General features: G+C 70.3%; 13 protein-coding genes. 3 read left to right on the top strand and 10 right to left on the bottom strand.

The genetic code is table 11. The features are described 5' to 3' along the window. Positions 1-39: 39 nt before the first annotated feature. Both ACWGDB_RS09935 and ACWGDB_RS09930 read left to right on the top strand, forming a co-directional pair. Positions 40-4,182, top strand: coding sequence for a HAMP domain-containing protein (locus ACWGDB_RS09935; RefSeq protein ID WP_453821980.1), 4,143 nt, complete (start codon positions 40-42; stop codon positions 4,180-4,182). 12 nt (positions 4,183-4,194) lie between these two features. Continuing rightward, a complete protein-coding gene (locus tag ACWGDB_RS09930) occupies positions 4,195-4,761 on the top strand; it encodes a response regulator (protein WP_453821979.1) in 567 nt (188 codons plus the stop codon). 83 nt (positions 4,762-4,844) lie between these two features. Here ACWGDB_RS09930 and ACWGDB_RS09925 read toward each other — a convergent pair whose 3' ends face one another. Continuing rightward, on the bottom strand, positions 4,845-6,716 hold the full coding sequence (locus ACWGDB_RS09925) for an AMP-dependent synthetase/ligase (RefSeq protein ID WP_453821978.1): 1,872 nt from the start codon (positions 6,714-6,716) through the stop codon (positions 4,845-4,847). A gap of 241 nt (positions 6,717-6,957) precedes the next feature. Then, a complete protein-coding gene (lepA, locus tag ACWGDB_RS09920; protein WP_453821977.1) occupies positions 6,958-8,826 on the bottom strand; it encodes a translation elongation factor 4 in 1,869 nt (622 codons plus the stop codon). A 220-nt stretch (positions 8,827-9,046) separates the two neighbouring features. Between lepA and rpsT the strand changes: the two genes are divergently transcribed. Next, positions 9,047-9,313: a 30S ribosomal protein S20 gene (rpsT, locus tag ACWGDB_RS09915; RefSeq protein ID WP_383611074.1), complete on the top strand. Its 267-nt coding sequence runs from the start codon at positions 9,047-9,049 to the stop codon at positions 9,311-9,313. A gap of 195 nt (positions 9,314-9,508) precedes the next feature. On the opposite strand, the gene ACWGDB_RS09910 is transcribed toward rpsT, so the two are convergent. The 8 genes from ACWGDB_RS09910 to ACWGDB_RS09875 form a co-directional block, all read right to left on the bottom strand. After that, positions 9,509-9,904 carry a nuclear transport factor 2 family protein gene (locus ACWGDB_RS09910; RefSeq protein ID WP_453821976.1) on the bottom strand — a complete coding sequence of 132 codons (396 nt, stop codon included), beginning with the start codon at positions 9,902-9,904 and terminating at the stop codon, positions 9,509-9,511. 68 nt (positions 9,905-9,972) lie between these two features. After that, positions 9,973-10,962 carry a DNA polymerase III subunit delta gene (gene holA, locus ACWGDB_RS09905; protein ID WP_453821975.1) on the bottom strand — a complete coding sequence of 330 codons (990 nt, stop codon included), beginning with the start codon at positions 10,960-10,962 and terminating at the stop codon, positions 9,973-9,975. A gap of 508 nt (positions 10,963-11,470) precedes the next feature. After that, positions 11,471-11,716 carry a hypothetical protein gene (locus ACWGDB_RS09900; protein ID WP_453821974.1) on the bottom strand — a complete coding sequence of 82 codons (246 nt, stop codon included), beginning with the start codon at positions 11,714-11,716 and terminating at the stop codon, positions 11,471-11,473. An 81-nt stretch (positions 11,717-11,797) separates the two neighbouring features. Next, positions 11,798-12,637, bottom strand: coding sequence for an arylamine N-acetyltransferase family protein (locus ACWGDB_RS09895; RefSeq protein WP_453821973.1), 840 nt, complete (start codon positions 12,635-12,637; stop codon positions 11,798-11,800). A gap of 4 nt (positions 12,638-12,641) precedes the next feature. Beyond that, complete coding sequence (locus ACWGDB_RS09890) at positions 12,642-15,329, bottom strand: ComEC/Rec2 family competence protein (protein WP_453822172.1); 2,688 nt, start codon at positions 15,327-15,329, stop codon at positions 12,642-12,644. Between the two features lie 155 nt (positions 15,330-15,484). After that, positions 15,485-16,372: a helix-hairpin-helix domain-containing protein gene (locus tag ACWGDB_RS09885; protein ID WP_453821972.1), complete on the bottom strand. Its 888-nt coding sequence runs from the start codon at positions 16,370-16,372 to the stop codon at positions 15,485-15,487. 644 nt (positions 16,373-17,016) lie between these two features. Further along, positions 17,017-17,862, bottom strand: coding sequence for a DegV family protein (locus ACWGDB_RS09880; RefSeq protein ID WP_427841064.1), 846 nt, complete (start codon positions 17,860-17,862; stop codon positions 17,017-17,019). A gap of 92 nt (positions 17,863-17,954) precedes the next feature. Then, the gene (locus ACWGDB_RS09875; protein ID WP_453821971.1) at positions 17,955-18,743 is read right to left on the bottom strand and encodes a hypothetical protein; all 789 of its coding nucleotides are present in this window, start codon (positions 18,741-18,743) and stop codon (positions 17,955-17,957) included. Positions 18,744-18,754: the final 11 nt, after the last annotated feature.

The raw sequence follows: 18,754 nt of genomic DNA, 5'->3' as shown, positions 1-18,754 counted from the left end.
GCCACGCCCATAAGCACCGAGTTACCGAAGTGGGCCGCCATGAGTGAGAACCGTGCTACGCGTGTGCTCGAAGACGGACAGAAAGACGGTCAAATTCGAGCATCGGAACTGCGCCCGCTGCTCGCCGCGATGACCGCGGCGAGGGACGGCGACTTCCGGAGGCTGCCGGAGACCGGTGAGGGAGTGGTGGCCGAGCTGACGGCCGTCTTCAACCAGATCATGGACCGGAGCACGCACTTCAACCGCGAAGTGCAACGGGTCAAGCGGGAGTTGGTCCGGCACGGCAGGCTCGACGAGCGGCTCTCGGCGAGCCCGGGCCCCGGCGACTGGACGACCCGCGTCAACGACGTCAACCAGGTGCTCGACGCGCTCGTCGCCCCGGCGGCGAACGCGACGCGCGTACTCGACGCTGTGGCCGGCGGTGATCTGACCCAGCGCGTCGATCTGCACGACGGCAGCCGCCAGTTACGCGGCGACCTGCGGCGCCTGGGCCGTGCCGTGAACAAGATGGTCGACCAGCTCTCCCTGTTCACCGGCGAGGTGACCCGCGTGGCCCGCGAGGTCGGGACCGAGGGCCGGCTCGGCGGACGGGCCAAGGTGACGGGGTTGTCCGGCAGTTGGCGGGACGTGACCGAGGCCGTCAACACGATGGCGTCCCGGCTGACGGCGCAGGTGCGCGACATCGCCCTGGTGACCACGGCGGTGGCCCGCGGCGACCTGACCCGCACGGTCACCGTCGAGGCGACCGGCGAGCTGCTCGAACTCAAGCTGACCGTCAACACGATGGTGGACCAGCTCTCCGCCTTCGCCGACGAGGTGACGAGGGTCGCCCGCGAGGTCGGCACGGAAGGTCAGCTGGGCGGCCGGGCCCAGGTACGCGGCGTCAGCGGCGTGTGGAAGGACCTCACCGACAACGTCAACTTCATGGCGTCGAACCTGACTTCCCAGGTCCGCAACATCGCCCAGGTCACCACCGCCGTCGCCAACGGAGACCTGAGCCAGAAGATCACCGTCGACGCCCAGGGCGAGATCCTCGAACTCAAGTCGACCATCAACACGATGGTGGACCAGCTCTCCGCCTTCGCCGATGAGGTCACCCGCGTGGCCCGCGAGGTCGGCACCGAAGGAAACCTCGGCGGCCGGGCCCAGGTACGCGGCGTCAGCGGCGTGTGGAAGGACCTCACCGACAACGTCAACTTCATGGCGGACAACCTGACTTCCCAGGTCCGCAACATCGCCCTGGTCTCCACCGCCGTCGCCCAGGGCGACCTGGGCAAGAAGATCACGGTGGAGGCGAAGGGCGAGATCCTGGAGCTGAAGTCGACCATCAACACGATGGTGGACCAGCTCTCCGCCTTCGCCGACGAGGTCACCCGCGTGGCCCGCGAGGTCGGCACCGAAGGAAACCTCGGCGGTCAGGCCCAGGTACGCGGCGTCAGCGGCGTATGGAAAGACCTCACCGACAACGTCAACTTCATGGCGTTGAACCTGACCTCGCAGGTCCGCAACATCGCGCAGGTGACGACCGCCGTGGCCAACGGCGACCTGTCCAAGAAGATCACCGTCGACGCCCGGGGCGAGATCCTCGAACTCAAGGACACCGTCAACACAATGGTGCAGCAGCTGCGCGCCTTCGCCGACGAGGTCACCCGCGTGGCCCGCGAGGTCGGCACCGACGGCCGGCTCGGCGGCCGTGCGCAGGTGCTGGGCGTCTCCGGGGTCTGGCGGGACCTGACCGACAACGTCAACTACATGGCCGACAACCTCACCTCACAGGTGCGCAACATCGCCCAGGTCACCACCGCCGTCGCCAACGGCGACCTCTCCAAGAAGATCGACGTGGACGCCCGCGGCGAGATCCTGGAGCTGAAGACCGCCATCAACACGATGGTCGACACGCTCTCCTCCTTCTCCTCCGAGGTCACCCGCGTGGCCCGCGAGGTGGGCTCCGAGGGCCAGCTCGGCGGCCAGGCCCGGGTAGAGGGCGTGTACGGCACCTGGAAGCGCCTGACGACGAATGTGAACGAGCTGGCGTCGAACCTGACCACCCAGGTTCGCGCGATCGCCGAAGTCGCCTCCGCGGTGGCCCAGGGCGACATGTCCCGCTCGATCACGGTCGAGACGCGCGGCGAGGTCGCCGAGCTGAAGGACAACATCAACCTGATGGTGGCCAACCTGCGCGAGACGACCCGCGCCAAGGACTGGCTGGAGTCCAACCTGGCCCGCCTGGCCGCCCTGATGCAGGGCCACCGCGACCTGATGGAGGTCGCCGACCTGCTGCTGCGCGAGCTGACGCCGCTGGTCAACGCCCAGTACGGCGCGTTCTTCCTGGCCGACCCGGACGAGGAGAGCGCCGCACTGCGCACCACGGTTCCCACGAAGGGACTGGCCTTCATCGCCGGATACGGCTCGGCCCAGGGCACGACCATCGAGACCGGCGGCCTCCCGGTGCACGGCCTGGTCCGGCAGGCGGCCCGGGAGAAGAAGCGGATCCTGGTCGAGGAGGCCCCACCGGACTACATCAAGATCAACAGTGGGCTCGGCGAGGCGGCTCCCAGCAGCGTCGTCATCATCCCGATCCTCTTCGAGGACAAGCTCCTCGGCGTGATCGAGCTGGCGTCCTTCTCCCGCTTCTCCGACGTGCACCTGGCGTTCTTCGACCAGTTCGTGAACACCATCGCCGTCGCGATCAACACGATCATCGCCAACTCCCGTACGGAGTCCCTGCTCGGCGAGTCCCAGCGGCTGGCCATGCAGCTCCAGGAACGTTCGGACGAACTCCAGATGCAGCAGGCGGAGCTGCAGCGCTCGAACGCCGAACTGGAGGAGAAGGCGGCGCTCCTGGCGACCTCGTCGCAGTACAAGTCGGAGTTCCTGGCCAACATGTCGCACGAGCTGCGGACGCCTTTGAACTCACTGCTGATCCTGGCGAGGCTGCTCTCCGACAACCCGGACGGCCATCTCTCCGACCAGGAGGTCCAGTTCGCGACGACGATCCACCGCTCCGGCTCGGACCTGCTCCAGCTGATCAACGACATCCTGGACCTGTCGAAGATCGAGGCCGGCCGGATGGACGTACGCCCGAAGAAACTGCCGCTCATCAAGCTGCTGGACTATGTCCACGCCACCTTCCGCCCGCTCACCCTGGATCGCGGGCTCGCCTTCGAGGTGACGGTCGGCGAGGACGTACCGCGCGAGATGTACTCGGACGAGCAGCGCCTCCAGCAGATCCTGCGCAACCTCCTCTCCAACGCCATCAAGTTCACCGCGTCGGGCAAGGTCGAGCTGCGCGTGAACCGGGTGAAGGACCCCGACCACCACTACGTCCTCGAGGGCGACGACGTGATCGCGTTCTCGGTGTCCGACACCGGCATCGGCATCGCGGCGGAGAAACTCCCGGTGATCTTCGAGGCGTTCCAGCAGGCCGACGGCACGACCAACCGCAAGTACGGCGGCACGGGCCTGGGCCTGTCCATCAGCCGCGAGATCGCCGGCCTGCTGGGCGGCCGTATCGTCGCCGCGAGCGAGCCCGGCATGGGCTCCACGTTCACGCTGTACGTCCCGGTCGTCAGCCCCGGTCACTCCGCCACGGGGCCGGTGCCCGAGGACCGTCCGCTGCCGGTGCCGGAGCAGCTGTCCACCGAGACCTTCTCGACCGCCCACGACGCGGACGAGTCCTGGCCGACGCCGACCAAGCTGGAGGCCTGGCAGACGGGCCGGGCGGGGCAGATCCTGCCGGGCCGACGGGTGCTCATAGTGGACGACGACATCCGCAACGTCTTCGCGCTCACCCATGTCCTGGGCCGGGTCGGCATGCCGGTCCTGTACGCGGAGAACGGCCGCGAGGGCATCGAGACACTGGAGCGCACCCCGGACGTCGAACTCGTCCTGATGGACATCATGATGCCCGAGATGGACGGCTACGAGACGATCTCCGCCATCCGTCGCACCCCGCGCTGGACGGACCTGCCCATCGTCGCCCTCACCGCGAAGGCCATGCCCGGGGACCGGGAGAAGTCCATCGCGCGGGGCGCCAACGACTACGTACCGAAGCCGGTGGACGTGGATCAGCTGCTGACCGTCGTCTGCGACCTCCTGGACCCCGAGGTCGCGGACAAGACCGTAGTACCGGAACCGAGCGCTTCCGAGGAGGAAGAGGTTCGGCCGACCATCACCGAGTGAGGCCACTTCATCATGAGCGCTGAGGCAACGACCGACGAGCGTGCCGGCATCCTCCTCGTCGATGACATGGAGGACAACCTGATCGCGCTGGAGGCCGTACTGGGGTCCCTCAACGAGCCGCTCGTCCGCGCGCGTTCGGGCGAGGAGGCGATGAAGGCGCTGCTGCGGCAACGCTTCGCCCTGGTGCTGCTCGATGTCCGCATGCCGGGCATGGACGGTTTCGAGACCGCCACCAACATCAAACGACTCGACCAGACCAAGGACGTCCCGATCATCTTCCTGACCGGCGCGGAGGACGACCCGGGCTACGCCTTCCGCGGCTACGCGACAGGCGCGGCGGACTACCTGACCAAGCCGTTCGACCCTTGGGTGCTACGCGCGAAGGTGACGGTGTTCCTGGAGCTGCACCGCAAGAACAGGCAGTTGGAGCGCCTGCTGAGCCGCGAGCATGTCCAGAGCCGGGAACTGAGTACCCAGTTGGCGGCCTTGGAGGACCAGCTCGCCGACGACACACCCCCGAACCTGAGGGCGCTGCGCGCGCAGGTCCACGAGATACGTCGACTTATCGGCAAAAGGTGAGCCGGCCAGCCTCAAAGGGGCGCGGGGAACTGCGCGACCAGCCACGGCGGACCGTCAGCCGCCACACAGTCCCCCGGCACCCTCTAAGCTTCGCGCGTCCCCGCGTACATCTCCTCGATCAGAGCCTTGTACTCCCGCTCGACAACCGGCCGCTTCAGCTTCAGGCTCGGCGTGATCTCCCCGTGCTCCACATCGAGATCCCGCGGCAGCAGCCGGAACTTCTTGATCGTCTGCCACTTCTGCAGCCCGGCGTTGAGCTGCTGCACATACCCGTCGACCATCTCGATGGCGGCCGACGAGGCGACGATCTCCGCGTACGACTTGCCGCCGAGCCCGTTCTCCTCGGCCCACGCCACGATGGCGACCTCGTCCAGCGCGATCAGCGCCGTGCAGAAGTTCCGGTCGGCGCCGTGCACCAGGATGTTGGAGACGTACGGGCACACCGCCTTGAACTGCCCCTCGACCTCGGCGGGCGCGATGTACTTGCCGCCCGAGGTCTTGATCAGGTCCTTCTTGCGGTCGGTGATGCGCAGGTATCCGTCCGGGGACAGCTCCCCGATGTCACCGGTGTGGAACCAGCCGTCGGACTCCAGCACCTCGGCGGTCTTCTCCGGCAGCCCGTGGTAGCCCTCCATGATGCCGGGGCCCCGCAGCAGGATCTCGCCGTCGTCGGCGATACGGACCTCCGTGCCGGGCAGCGGCTTGCCGACCGTGCCGGTGCGGTAGGCCTCGCCGGGGTTCACGAAGGACGCGGCCGAGGACTCCGTGAGGCCGTAGCCCTCCAGGATGTGGATGCCGGCGCCGGCGAAGAAGAAGCCGATCTCCGGGGCGAGGGCGGCGCTGCCGGACACGCACGCGCGCAGGTTGCCGCCGAAGGCCTCGCGGATCTTGGCGTAGACGAGCTTGTCGGCGACCTTGTGCTTGGCGGCGAGCCCGAAGGGCGCGGAGTGGGTGCCGGTGCGCCGGAAGTTGTCCTGGGTGACCTTGGCGTACTCGCGGGCGACCTCGGCGGCCCACTGGAAGATCTTGTACTTGGCGCCGCCGGCCGCGCGGGCCTTGGCGGCGACCCCGTTGTAGACCTTCTCGAAGATGCGCGGCACGGCCGCCATGTACGTCGGCTGCACGACCGGCAGGTTCTCGATGATCTTGTCGACGCGGCCGTCGACGGCGGTGACGTGGCCGACCTCGATCTGACCGGAGGTGAGCACCTTGCCGAAGACGTGCGCGAGCGGCAGCCACAGGTACTGCACGTCCTCCGCGCCGACCAGGCCGGTCGCGGCGATCGCCTTCGCCATGTACGACCAGTTGTCGTGCGGCAGCCGCACGCCCTTGGGGCGGCCGGTGGTGCCGGAGGTATAGATCAGGGTGGCCAGCTGGTCCTTGGTGATCGCGCCGACCCGCTGCTTGATCAGCTCGGGGTCCTTCTCCAGCCGGGCCGCGCCACGGGCCTCCAGCTCGGCGAGGCTGAGCACCCAGTCACCGGTCTCGACGCCGTCCGCGTCCACGACGATGACATGCGTGAGGTTCGGCAGCTCGGCGCGCTTCTCCAGCGCCTTGGCCACCTGGGCCGCGTCCTCGGCGATGAGGACCCGGCTCTCGGAGTCGGCGAGGATGAAGGCCGACTCCTCGGCGTTGGTCTGCGGATAGACCGTGGTGGTGGCGGCGCCGGCGCACATGATGCCCAGGTCGGCGAGGATCCACTCGATCCGGGTCGAGGAAGCGAGGGCCACGCGCTGCTCGGGCTGGACGCCCAGCTCGATGAGCCCGGCCGCGATCGCGTAGACCCGCTCGGCGGCCTGCGCCCAGCTCAGCGACTTCCAGTCGTCCGCGCCCTGTCCCGCGGCCGACGGCACGGGATAGCGGTACGCCTCAGCGTCCGGCGTTGCTGTCACGCGCTCCAGAAAGAGGGCCGCCACGCTCGGCGGACGGTTCTCGATCAGTGTCTGTGTGCTCACGACATCCTCCGGGGGCCCGCGACTGTGCGGCTGACGTGCGGCTGGTTCCACTCGCGTTGTTTAACTCGCGAGTAACTATCGAGCAGGCATCAGGGTAAAGGCCGACGGCCCACTGCGTAAGGGCCTACGCCCTGTCACTTCCTCCAGACGGTCACACGGCGCACACCAAGGGGTCCGTCGCGCTTTCGTACGACGGACCCCTGATGCGGCGATTTGCCGGGTCACCTGGTGCTACCTGCGGTTACTTCTTGGCCTTGCCCGAACCCGCGCTGTCATCACTGCTCAGTACGGCAATGAAGGCCTCCTGCGGAACCTCCACGGAACCCACCATCTTCATCCGCTTCTTGCCTTCCTTCTGCTTCTCCAGCAGCTTGCGCTTACGGGAGATGTCGCCGCCGTAGCACTTGGCGAGGACGTCCTTGCGGATGGCGCGGATGGTCTCACGGGCGATCACCCGGGAGCCGATGGCGGCCTGGATGGGCACCTCGAAGGCCTGCCGCGGAATGAGCTCGCGCAGCTTGGCGACAAGCCGCACCCCGTACGCGTACGCGGCGTCCTTGTGCGTGATCGCGGAGAAGGCGTCGACCTTGTCGCCGTGCAGCAGGATGTCGACCTTGACCAGGCTGGAGGTCTGCTCGCCGGTGGGCTCGTAGTCCAGCGAGGCGTACCCACGCGTCTTCGACTTCAGCTGGTCGAAGAAGTCGAAGACGATCTCGGCGAGGGGAAGCGTGTAGCGGATCTCGACCCGGTCCTCGGACAGGTAGTCCATGCCGAGGAGGGTGCCGCGCCGGGTCTGGCACAGCTCCATGATCGAGCCGATGAACTCGGTCGGCGCGAGGATCGTGGCGCGCACGACCGGCTCGTACACCTCGTTGATCTTGCCCTCGGGGAACTCGCTCGGGTTGGTGACGGTGTGCTCGGTGCCATCCTCCATGACCACCCGGTAGACCACGTTGGGCGCGGTGGCGATGAGATCCAGCCCGAACTCGCGCTCCAGCCGCTCCCGGATCACATCGAGGTGCAGAAGCCCCAGGAAGCCGACGCGGAAGCCGAAGCCGAGGGCCGCGGAGGTCTCCGGCTCGTAGACCAGCGCGGCGTCGTTGAGCTGGAGCTTGTCGAGGGCCTCGCGCAGCTCCGGGTAGTCGGAGCCGTCGAGCGGATACAGACCGGAGAAGACCATCGGCTTCGGGTCCTTGTAGCCGCCGAGCGCCTCCTCGGCGCCCTTGTGCTGGCTGGTGACGGTGTCACCGACCTTGGACTGGCGGACGTCCTTCACACCGGTGATGAGATAGCCCACCTCGCCGACGCCGAGGCCGTCGGCCGCCAGCATCTCCGGCGAGTTCGTCCCGATCTCCAGCAGCTCGTGCGTGGCACCGGTGGACATCATCCGGATCCGCTCGCGCTTGTTGAGCTGACCGTCGATGACACGGACGTACGTCACGACACCGCGGTAGGAGTCGTAGACGGAGTCGAAGATCATCGCGCGGGCCGGAGCGTCCTTGACGCCGACCGGGGCGGGGACCTCGGCGACGACCTTGTCGAGCAGGGCATCGACGCCCAGGCCCGTCTTGGCGGACACCCTGAGCACGTCGCTCGGATCGCAGCCGACCAGGTTGGCGAGCTCCTCGGCGAACTTCTCGGGCTGCGCGGCGGGCAGGTCGATCTTGTTCAGCACGGGGATGATCGTGAGGTCGTTCTCCATCGCCAGGTAGAGGTTGGCGAGAGTCTGGGCCTCGATGCCCTGGGCGGCGTCGACGAGGAGGACGGTGCCCTCACAGGCGGCCAGCGACCGCGAGACCTCGTACGTGAAGTCGACGTGCCCCGGGGTGTCGATCATGTTGAGGATGTGCGTCTTGCCGGAATCGTGGGTGGGAGCCCACGGCAGCCGCACCGCCTGGGACTTGATCGTGATGCCGCGCTCACGCTCGATGTCCATCCGGTCGAGGTACTGAGCACGCATCTGCCGCTGCTCGACCACTCCGGTCAGCTGGAGCATCCGGTCGGCGAGCGTGGACTTGCCGTGGTCGATGTGCGCGATGATGCAGAAGTTGCGGATCAGTGCCGGGTCGGTACGGCTCGGCTCGGGCACATTGTTAGGGGTCGCGGGCACGCAGGGTCCTGTCTCTTGAGGCGCCTTATGCCTCGGGTCGGATCTATACGTAGGTTCCATGGTCCCATGGGCGGCGACCGACGACCGTTTTGGGCCGTCGGCCGGGCCACTGGTAGCCTGGGTGGCTGTGTCTCATGCCCTCTCAGCACGAGGCACACTCCAGAAAATCACCGGTACGGGTCCCGCGCGGCCCCGTGCCAGAACCTGAAAAGGCTCATCAGTGGCGAACATCAAGTCCCAGATCAAGCGGATCAAGACCAACGAGAAGGCTCGGCTGCGCAACAAGGCCGTCAAGTCCTCCCTGAAGACCGCGATCCGCAAGGCCCGTGAGGCCGCTGCCGCGGGTGACACCGAGAAGGCCACCGAGTACCAGCGCGCTGCCGCGCGTCAGCTCGACAAGGCCGTCTCCAAGGGCGTCATCCACAAGAACCAGGCCGCCAACAAGAAGTCGGCGCTTGCTTCGAAGGTCGGCGCTCTCAAGGGCTGACACTTGATTTGATCGCCGGAGGGAATCGAGCGGGCCCTCTCTCATCCGCTCCCGTCCGGCACCCCGAGCCTGTACGCGGCCTGCGTTCGCCACGCGGGTACGGGCTCAGCAGCTTGAACCGAAGGCCCCGGCCACCGCCCTTCCCCAGGACGGCGGCCGGGGCCTTCGGTATGTCCTGCCCCCTCGGGGCGGCTGTCACGACCAGAAGTCGTTCACCCGGTCCATGTCCGAGACGCACTCGTCGAGATCGCTGACCTTGTCGCCGACGATGCGAAAGACGATGGCCCCGTCCTCGTCGAGGCGCTTGCCCTGCCGCTCCGCCGTGAAGTGGTGTACGGCGACCGCATGCCCCCGGCCGTCGACGAGTACGGTGCGCAGTTCGACCCGCATCGACCCTGCGGTCTCCTCATAGAGCCGGCCGTACATGTCGATGACCGCGTCCTGGCCCTTGAAGTCACCCGACATCGGATGGCTGCCCGGCACGTGGTGCGTGCAGTCCGATGTCATCAGCCCGCGCAGGGCGTCCATGTCGCCGCTCGCGAAGGCTTCGTAGCCCTTGCGGACGAGAGTTGCGTGCGGATGTTCAGCCATGCCTGATCGCCACCTTCCTTGCTGTCCGGCGATGTACGGCTGACACGCCCGATTCTCCTCCCCTGCCCCTAGCCCCGCCCTCTGGACCGAGCGGCCCGCGCGATAGTCACGACCGCTTTCTCCAGGGCGTACCCGGGGTCCTCCCCGCCGCCCTTCACACCGGCGTCCGCCTCGGCCACCGCGCGCAACGCCAGCGCGACTCCGTCGGGCGTCCACCCCCGCATCTGCTGGCGCACGCGGTCGATCTTCCAGGGCGGCATGCCGAGCTCCCGCGCCAGGTCGGCGGGACGGCCCCCCCGGGCCGAGGACAGCTTTCCGATGGCCCTGACGCCCTGGGCGAGCGCGCTGGTGATCAGGACGGGCGCCACGCCTGTCGCCAGCGACCAGCGCAGCGCCTCCAGTGCCTCCGCGGCCCGCCCCTCGACCGCCCGGTCGGCGACGGTGAAGCTCGACGCCTCGGCGCGGCCCGTGTAGTACCGCCCGACCACCGCCTCGTCGATGGTCCCCTCGACATCGGCGACCAGCTGACTAACCGCGGACGCCAGCTCCCGCAGATCACTGCCGATGGCATCGACGAGCGCCTGGCAGGCCTCGGGCGTCGCGGACCGCCCGGTCGCCCGGAACTCCTGCCTGACGAACGCCAGCCGGTCCGCCGGCTTGGTCATCTTCGGGCACGCCACCTCCCGCGCCCCCGCCTTGCGCGCGGCGTCGAGCAGCTTCTTGCCCTTCGCCTGCCCGGCGTGCAGCAGCACCAGGGTGATCTCGTCGGCCGGCGCGCCCAGATACGCCGTCACGTCCTTGATCGTGTCGGCCGACAGGTCCTGCGCATTGCGCACGACCACGACCTTGCGCTCCGCGAACAGCGACGGACTGGTCAGCTCCGCCAACGTCCCCGGCTGCAACTGCTCCGGCGTCAGATCCCGCACATCGGTATCGGCATCAGCGGCCCGGGCGGCAACCACCACCTCCCGCACGGCACGGTCGAGCAGCAGCTCCTCCTGCCCCACGGCGAGGGTCACGGGGGAGAGGAGGTCGTCGTTCGCAGATTTCCTGGCCATCGCGACAAGGATGGCACGCGCCACTGACAGTGGGCGCCGACCGGGGCTGTCGGGGACGGGGTGCCGGTCGAGCCGGGGGCAGGGTGCCGGTGAGGCCGGGGGCAGGGTGCAGGCCAGGCGGGGGGGGGCACGGTGTCGTTGATGCCGGGGACAGGGTGCCGGTCAGGCCGGGGGCAGGGTGCAGGCCAGGCCGTCAGGCCGAGGGCAAGAAGCGGATCCGGTCGAGGAAAGGGGGCCAGTCGAGCCGGCGACTGGAAGCCGGCCAGGCCGGAGACAGGGAGCCGGCCACCCCGTCAGGCCGAGGGCAAGAAGCGGATCCGGTCGAGGAAAGGGGGCCAGTCGAGCCGGCGACTGGAAGCCGGCCAGGCCGGAGACAGGGTGCCCGCCACCCCGTCAGGCCGAGGGCAAGAAGCGGATCCGGTCGAGGAAAGGGGGCCAGTCGAGCCGGCGACTGGAAGCCGACCAGGCCGGAGACAGGGAGCCGGTCAGGGCGGTCGCTCCGGTCCGGCTACGGCTCCTCCCGCCACCCGTCCCACTCCCCCGCAAACTCATCCAGCTCACCCGGATCGAGCCGCCCCGCCTCGTCCCGCAGCACCACCAGCCACTGCGCGTCCTCGGCGTCGTCCTCCCCGGCCAGCGCATCCCGCACCAGCCGCGGCTCCTCGTCGGTCCCGAACCGCTCCCCGAGCGCCCCCGCGACCTCCTCCGCCGCGTCACGATCGGGCAGCACCAGCACATGTCTCACATCGCTCACGGAGCAATTCTCGGGCACCGCCGTGAGACGACCGTGCGCCGGGTCCGCGCGCTCGCCCAGACCCACGCGCCACCTGGGGGATCAGCCGTCCCGGTTGGGCTTCCGTACCGTGGGCACCCGGTCCAGCTCGATCCCGAACCGCTCCCGGTACACCTCCAGCACCTCCTCGTCCGTCCCCAACTTCTGCTCCTCACGTGTTCCGTCGGCCGCCGTCGTCTTGAACGTGCGGCCGCTCAGGGTGATCCGCCCGCCTTCCTTCGTCACCCGCGAACACACCAGCGACTTCGTGAAGTGCGAGCCCGGCGAAGTGCTGTGCCACCACGCCCCGACCACGAAGTCGCCGAGCGCCCGCGGCCGCTGCTCCAGCCGGTACTCCGCCCTGCCGTCCATGGCGACCTCCAGGTCCGCCGCCTCCTCCGCGTCGGCCCCGCCGCGCACCCCCGCCGCGTCCGGCCCTGCCTCGACGATCCGGAACACGCCCGCCGGATCCACCTGCTCACCCCGCGCCTCGAACGCGAGCGGATAGTGGCTGTGCGCCCCGAAGCCGACGTCCGCCAGCCATGCGCCCCCGTCCACGGTCCGCACCTTCAGCGCCATGTGGTCGTAGGGAACCCCGACCTCCTCCTCCTTCACATGGACCCGGCCCGCGAGCAGCGTCACATCGAACCCCAGCGCGGCGAGCAACGCCCCGAACGCCCCGTTCAGTTCGTAGCAGAACCCACCCCGTCGCGCTCCCACCACCTTGTCCAGCAGTCGCTTCTCCTCCAGGACGATCTCCTCGCCGAGGTGGATCGAGAGGTTCTCGAAGGGCACGGTCTGCAGATGGCGCAGATGCAGTTCGCGCAGCACGTCCACGGTGGGCCAGGCGGGGTGCTCGACCCCCAGGCGGCGGAGATAGGCATCAACCTCAACGGAATCCATGCCCTCAGTCTCCCGCCACCCGCAGCTCCACGCCCGTACCCGTGACCGCCAGCGCCCCGTCCTCGTCCGTCCGCAGCACCACGGCTCCCTGTGCCCGCAGTGCCGCGAGGGTGCTGGGAGCCGGATGCCCATACGGGTTGTCCTCACCACAGCTGATCAACGCCAGCCTGGGCGCCGTCCGGCGTATGAGCTCCTGGTCCTGGTACGCCGAGCCGTGATGAGCCACCTTGAGCACGTCCACGCCGCCCAGCAGCGCCCCCGCCGGTGATCTCAACAGCGCCCGCTGGGCCGGGGGTTCGAGATCCCCGAGCAGCAGGAGCCGCAGCCCGGCCGACCGGACGAGCAGCGTGACACTGGCGTCGTTCGGGCCCTCCGGGGCCATGGCCGGAAGTGGCGGGTGGGAGGGCGGCGGCCAGACCACCTGCCAACTCAAGTCTCCGGTACGCCGCTCCTCCCCCGCGGCGGCCCGCGTCACGGGAACGCGCCGGGCCGCCGCCTCCCTGCGCACGAACTCCACCTGGTCCACCGGCTCTTCGTGCCCCGTCGTCTCGATCGCGCCCACCGAGCGACCGCGCAGGACGCCGGGCAGGCCCGCCACATGGTCGGCGTGGAAATGGGTGAGCACGACGAGCGGAATCCTGGTGATCCCGAGCGTGCGCAGGCACCGATCGATCAGCGTCGGATCGGGGCCGGCGTCCACGACCACGCCGGTCCCCTCGCCCGCCGCGAGCACCATCGCGTCGCCCTGCCCCACATCGCACATCGCGAACCGCCACCCGGGCGGCGGCCACCCCGTGACCACCCTGGTCAGCGGCGGCGGCTGCACCACCACCAGCAGGAGCAGGGCCCCGCAGACACCGCACCACCAGGGGTGCCGCAGCAGCCGCCGACCGGCGAGCAGGGCGACCATCGTCGCGAGGGCGAGCAGCGCCGCCCCGGTCCAGCTGCCGGGCCAGTCCACTCCCGCGCCGGGCAGTGCGGCGCCCGTCCGGGCGACGTCCGCGATCCAGCCGGCCGGCCAACCCGCGCACCAGGCCAGCACCTTGGCCACCGGCATCACCAACGGCGCCGTCGCCAGTGCAGCGAAACCCAGCACCGTGGCCGGTGCGATCGCGAACTCCGCGAGCAGATTGCACGGCACCGCCACCAGGCTCACCCGAGCCGACAGCACCGCCACGACCGGAGCGCACAGGGCCTGCGCGGCAGCCGCGGCCGCCAGTGCCTCGGCCAACCGCGGCGGCACCCCGCGCCGTCGCAACGCCGCGCTCCAGCGGGGCGCGAGCGTGAGCAGGGCACCCGTGGCCAGCACGGAGAGCAGGAAGCCGTAGCTGCGGGCCAGCCACGGGTCGTACAGGACCAGCAGCAGTACGGCCGTCGCCAGCGCCGGGATCAGAGTCCTACGGCGTCCGGTCGCCAGGGCGAGCAGCGCGACGGCTCCGCAGGCCGCGGCCCGCAGCACGCTCGGGTCCGGCCGGCACACGACGACGAACGCCAGGGTGAGCGCCCCACCGAGCAGCGCGGTCGTCCGCAGGGAGATGCCGAGGCGGGGCGCGAGCCCACGGCGCTCGGCGAGCTGGGCCAGGCCGGGCGGGCCGATGAGCAGGGCGAGGATGATCGTGAGATTGCTGCCGGAGACGGCGAGCGTGTGCGCGAGGTCGGTCTCCTTGAACGCCTCGTCCAGCTCCGGCGTGATCCGCGAGGTGTCCCCCACGACCAGCCCCGGCAGCAGCGCCCGCGCATCCGCCGGCAACCCGTCGGTCGCCTCCCGCAGCCCCGCCCTCAACCGCCCCGCCAGCCGCTGCGCCCCCGACGGCTCCCCCACGACCTCCGGCACCGCCGGGTCCCGCACCCGCAGCACGGCCGCGACCCGGTCCCCGTCCGCGAGGGCGGGCGTAAACCGTGCGGTCACCCGCAGCCGGGTGGAGGGAAGCAGCTCCAGCCAGGCAGAACGCCGGGCGCCGGAGGACTGCGACGCCCCTTCGTCCTCACCGGACGACCCCCACCCCGCGTCGACGATCATCAGCACCGGCGCCCGCGTCACCACCGCCGTGCCGTCCGCGTCCTCGACGCGTCGTGCATCAGCGTTGATCAGCACGGAGGTCGGCGCCATGTGATTCCCTCTGACCCGGGGCCGGGTGAGCCGGGGATCGGAGGTGACCTCGACCTCGGCGGTCACGGTGGCGTACTCCCTCGCCAGCTCGGGCACCGGCCCGCGCCGCAGGTCGGCCCCGTGCAGCCCGGCGGAGACGGCGGCCGCGGCGACACAGAGCAGCACGGCGGCGACCGAGGTTCGCGGCCAGCTGATGCGCTTGAGCGCGGTGCTCGGCCTGTCCGGTCGGGTGGGATGCCCGGGGTGGGAATCCGGACCAGGTCCGGTCAGGCGCTGGGGGCCTGCAGGGCGCCCCGGACGCCTGGGCGGATGTTCGGGCTCGGTTCGATGCTCGGGCTCGGTTCGATGGTCCGGCTCGGTTCGATGGTCCGGCTCGGTTCGATGGTCCGGCTCGGCCAGACGCCCTGACCTGGCCGCATGGCCATCGCCACCCCCGCCATCGGAAGGCTCGCTTTCCACGACCCTGCCACTGGTGAGCCCGCCTTCCACGCCCCCGCCTCGCCGCACCACCAGCAGTACGCCTGCCGCAAGCAGACAGACAACCGTCGCCCCGACCGCCCAACCCTCAGGAGCGCCCAGCATCAGGGCCGCCGTCGCCCAGGCGGCGAGCGCGGGCGGGACGAGTCGAAGGTCCGTCGGTCCTTCCTGACGGGGGTGGGAGGCACCGAGCCGGCTGCCGGACCCGGCGTGGACGGCAGCGCGGGAGGGCGCGAGGTCGGCTGTTCGGACGTCGTGAGTCATGGCCGCACGAGATTCCGCAGATCGGCGAACCGGCGGTCGCCGATGCCGTTGACCTCGCGCAGCTCGTCCACCGAGCGGAAGCCGCCGTGCTGGGTGCGGTAGTCGATGATGTGCTGGGCCAGGACCGGGCCGACGCCCGGGAGGGTGTCGAGCTGCTCCACGGTGGCTGTGTTGAGGGCGACCGGCGCGCTGGGTGCCGCCCCCGCGACCGCCGCACCGCCCGTGCCGGTACCCGCACCCGTGCCCGGAGCGGCCCCGGACACGGTGGCCGGACCCCCGACGATCACCTGCTCACCGTCGACGAGGAAGCGAGCCCGGTTGAGGCTGTCGGTCTTCGTGCCCGGACGCACCCCACCTGCAGCGCGCAGGGCGTCGGCCACCCGTGAGCCCGCGGGCAGCCGGTGGATGCCCGGTTCGCGCACCTTGCCGCTGACGTCCACGACGATCTCGGCCGCCACCGTGGCCCCAGCACCGGACGCACCGACGGCCTCCGACGTACTCGACCCGCTCGCCCCTCCCTGCTGCTGTCCTCCCTGCGGTTCCCCGCCGTACGAGGCCGCCGCCCGCACCACCTCCGGCGCCCGCACGGACTGCGCCCGCCCGGCCCAGAAGTGCTGCACCGCGAACCCGGCAGCGAGGACGAGCACCACCGTGAGCGCGACGACATTCCGCCGCTCCAGCCCACACCTCGCCTGCAACCACATCGGCATCCGCTCCCGCAAAGCCAGCCCGGCCCGCCCCCGCCACTCCCCGGCACCGGCACCGCCCGCGCCACCAGCCCCGTCACCAACGACGGCACCCGCGCCGCCCGCCGCCTCATCGGCACCGGCGTCCGGCACGTCCGCGCTCAGCGCCCCATCGCCGCGCGGAGCATCGGAGCCCACCAGCCCCTCGGCATGCGCGAAATCGGAGCCGTGCGGCCCATCAGCGCCCAGGACAACACGGCCCGGCAGCCCCTCGGCACCCGGGACATCAAAACGCCGCGACCCTTCAGGGCCCGGCACGACAGTGCCCCGCAGCCCAACAGCGCGTCGGCCATCGGATCCCAGCACCCCATCAGCCCCCGGGACATCCGCGCCCGTCACCTCTCCAACCCGCAGCGCACCTCCCAGATCCGCCCCCGACTCCCCGGGCCCAGGCCCACGCCCCGCACGCCGAGCAGCCCCCTCGCGCGCCTCCCCACTCACCGGCGGCCCCGCCCCCGACTCCCCCCACTCCCCGGCCCGTTCGGCGAAAATCACCTCCGCCCTGCGCCGCAGTTCCTCCGCCGCTCGCGCGGACGCATGACGCGGCCGTGACCGGCCCGGGGCATGCATGTGTCGCCGCCGGCGGGCACGGACGTCTGAGTCAGGGCCGCGACCCGGGCCGCTGGTTGCTGTCGTGGTGCGTGTACGTGATCGAAGTGCCATGCGTCGAGGATCGGACACCTCGGCACACTCGCGATGATCTTGCTCAATTCCCGGGGATTACCGGCAAGTTGTGGATAACTCCGCCACCCACACGAGTGGCTCACTCACCGGAAGGGCCGTCACCGCGGCGAAACGACAACCCCCAACAACCCAGGTCCGGTGTGCGCACCGATTACCGCCCCGACCTCACTCACGTGCAGATCGGCCAGCCCCGGCACCCGCGCCCGCAAACGGTCCGCCAGCGCCGACGCCCGGTCGGGGGCGGCGAGATGGTGGACCGCGATGTCGACCTGCGCGCTGCCTGCCCGGTCGGCCGCGATCTCCTCGAGGCGGGCGATCGCCTTGGAGGCCGTCCGTACCTTCTCCAGCGGGCCGATCCTGCCGCCTTCCAACTGCAGCAGCGGCTTCACCGCGAGCGCGGAGCCCAACAGCGCCTGTGCGGCACCGATGCGGCCACCGCGGCGCAGATAGTCGAGGGTGTCGACGTAGAAGTAGGCGGCCGTGGCCCCGGCCCGCTTTTCCGCGGCGGTGACGGCCTCGTCCACCGTGCCGCCCGTCTCCGCCGCCTCGGCCGCCGCAAGGGCGCAGAAGCCCAGCGCCATGGCGACCATCCCGGTGTCCACCACCCGCACCGGCACCGGCGCCTCGCGTGCTGCGAGGACCGCCGCGTCGTAGGTGCCGGAGAGCTCGGCGGACAGGTGCAGGGAGACGATGCCGGTGGCGCCGGACTCGGCGACCTTGCGGTAGTGCTCCGCGAACACCTCGGGGCTCGGGCGCGAGGTGGTGACCGGGCGTCGCTTCTGCAACGCCTGGGCGAGGGATCGGGTCGAGATCTCGGTGCCCTCGTCCAACGCCTGGCCGCCGACGACCACGGTCAGGGGCACCGCTGTGATGCCGTGGCGCTCCATCGTCCGCTGCGGCAGGTAGGCCGTTGAATCGGTGACGATCGCGACATGGCGGGACATGAGCTGGAGGTTACCTGGCGTAGCGCCCGGGCGGCAGTCCGACCCCGCTCACCTGGGAATGCCTTGACCGATCAGCGCGCGCGAAACGGGGCTCAAGTCGTGCTCTCGGGACGGGGTTTCTTCTGCCAGGGGTACGTCGGGCGCGGGGCTGCCGGGCTGATGGCGGGCCGGGTCGGCTCCTCGGCACGCTGCGACTGAGGTGTGTCCGGCCAGGTCTGCTCGGCTGTCGCGGCGGCCTCGGCGGCCGGGGCCTCCGGCCACGGCGGCGGCGTGGACGACGGACGTTCCGGCGGCGTCGACGAGGAGGAAGGAGAAGAGGACGAGGCGGAGGACTCCGTCGTCTGCCAGTGGCGCAGGGCGCCGGCCTCCAGGTCGATCTGCGCGCTGAGGGTGTCCAGGTCGTCGGCGGCGAAGCGGCGGGCCCGGTCGCGAGCGGCCCAGCGCAGCGCGTCCGCCGACTTGACGACGCGCTCGGTGCGCTCGCGCAGGTCGGGCAGCCGCTCGGCGAGGGTCGCGCGGTCCGGCTCGGACTCCAGGCGCCGCATCTCGGCGTCCAGTTCGTGTCCGTGTGCGCTGAGGCGTTGGAAGAGGCCGAGGGACTCCTGAAGAGACTCGTCCTCGGTCACGCCCGCGTGCAGCGCGTCCTGGGTGGCCCGCATGGAGGTGCGCAGCTTCAGCCGCAGCTGGGCGAGCTCGCCGGCGGCGCCCGGCTGGGCGAAGGACTTGGCCCGCAGGGTGCCGTCCTCGACCGTACGCCGGGCATGGGTGATGGTCTCGTCCACGCGGCGCTTGGCGGCCCCGACCACCTTCACCGTGGCGTACGCGCCGAGCACGACGAAGAGCACGAAAAGCAGGGCGACGACTGCGATCACTGCTTCCACGAGCTCCTCCT

The sequence above is a fragment of the Streptomyces sp. NPDC055013 genome (assembly GCF_053608645.1).
This window is presented reverse-complemented; position numbering and strand designations above follow the sequence as displayed.

Excerpts from the sequence above, each read along its gene's own strand:
- ACWGDB_RS09935 (WP_453821980.1), top strand. The coding sequence starts at position 40 with ATGAGTGAGAACCGTGCTACGCGTGTGCTCGAAGACGGACAGAAAGAC.
- ACWGDB_RS09930 (WP_453821979.1), top strand. The coding sequence starts at position 4,195 with ATGAGCGCTGAGGCAACGACCGACGAGCGTGCCGGCATCCTCCTCGTC.
- ACWGDB_RS09910 (WP_453821976.1), bottom strand. The coding sequence starts at position 9,904 with ATGGCTGAACATCCGCACGCAACTCTCGTCCGCAAGGGCTACGAAGCC.
- holA (WP_453821975.1), bottom strand. The coding sequence starts at position 10,962 with ATGGCCAGGAAATCTGCGAACGACGACCTCCTCTCCCCCGTGACCCTC.
- ACWGDB_RS09895 (WP_453821973.1), bottom strand. The coding sequence starts at position 12,637 with ATGGATTCCGTTGAGGTTGATGCCTATCTCCGCCGCCTGGGGGTCGAG.
- ACWGDB_RS09890 (WP_453822172.1), bottom strand. The coding sequence starts at position 15,329 with ATGCTGGGCGCTCCTGAGGGTTGGGCGGTCGGGGCGACGGTTGTCTGT.
- ACWGDB_RS09880 (WP_427841064.1), bottom strand. The coding sequence starts at position 17,862 with ATGTCCCGCCATGTCGCGATCGTCACCGATTCAACGGCCTACCTGCCG.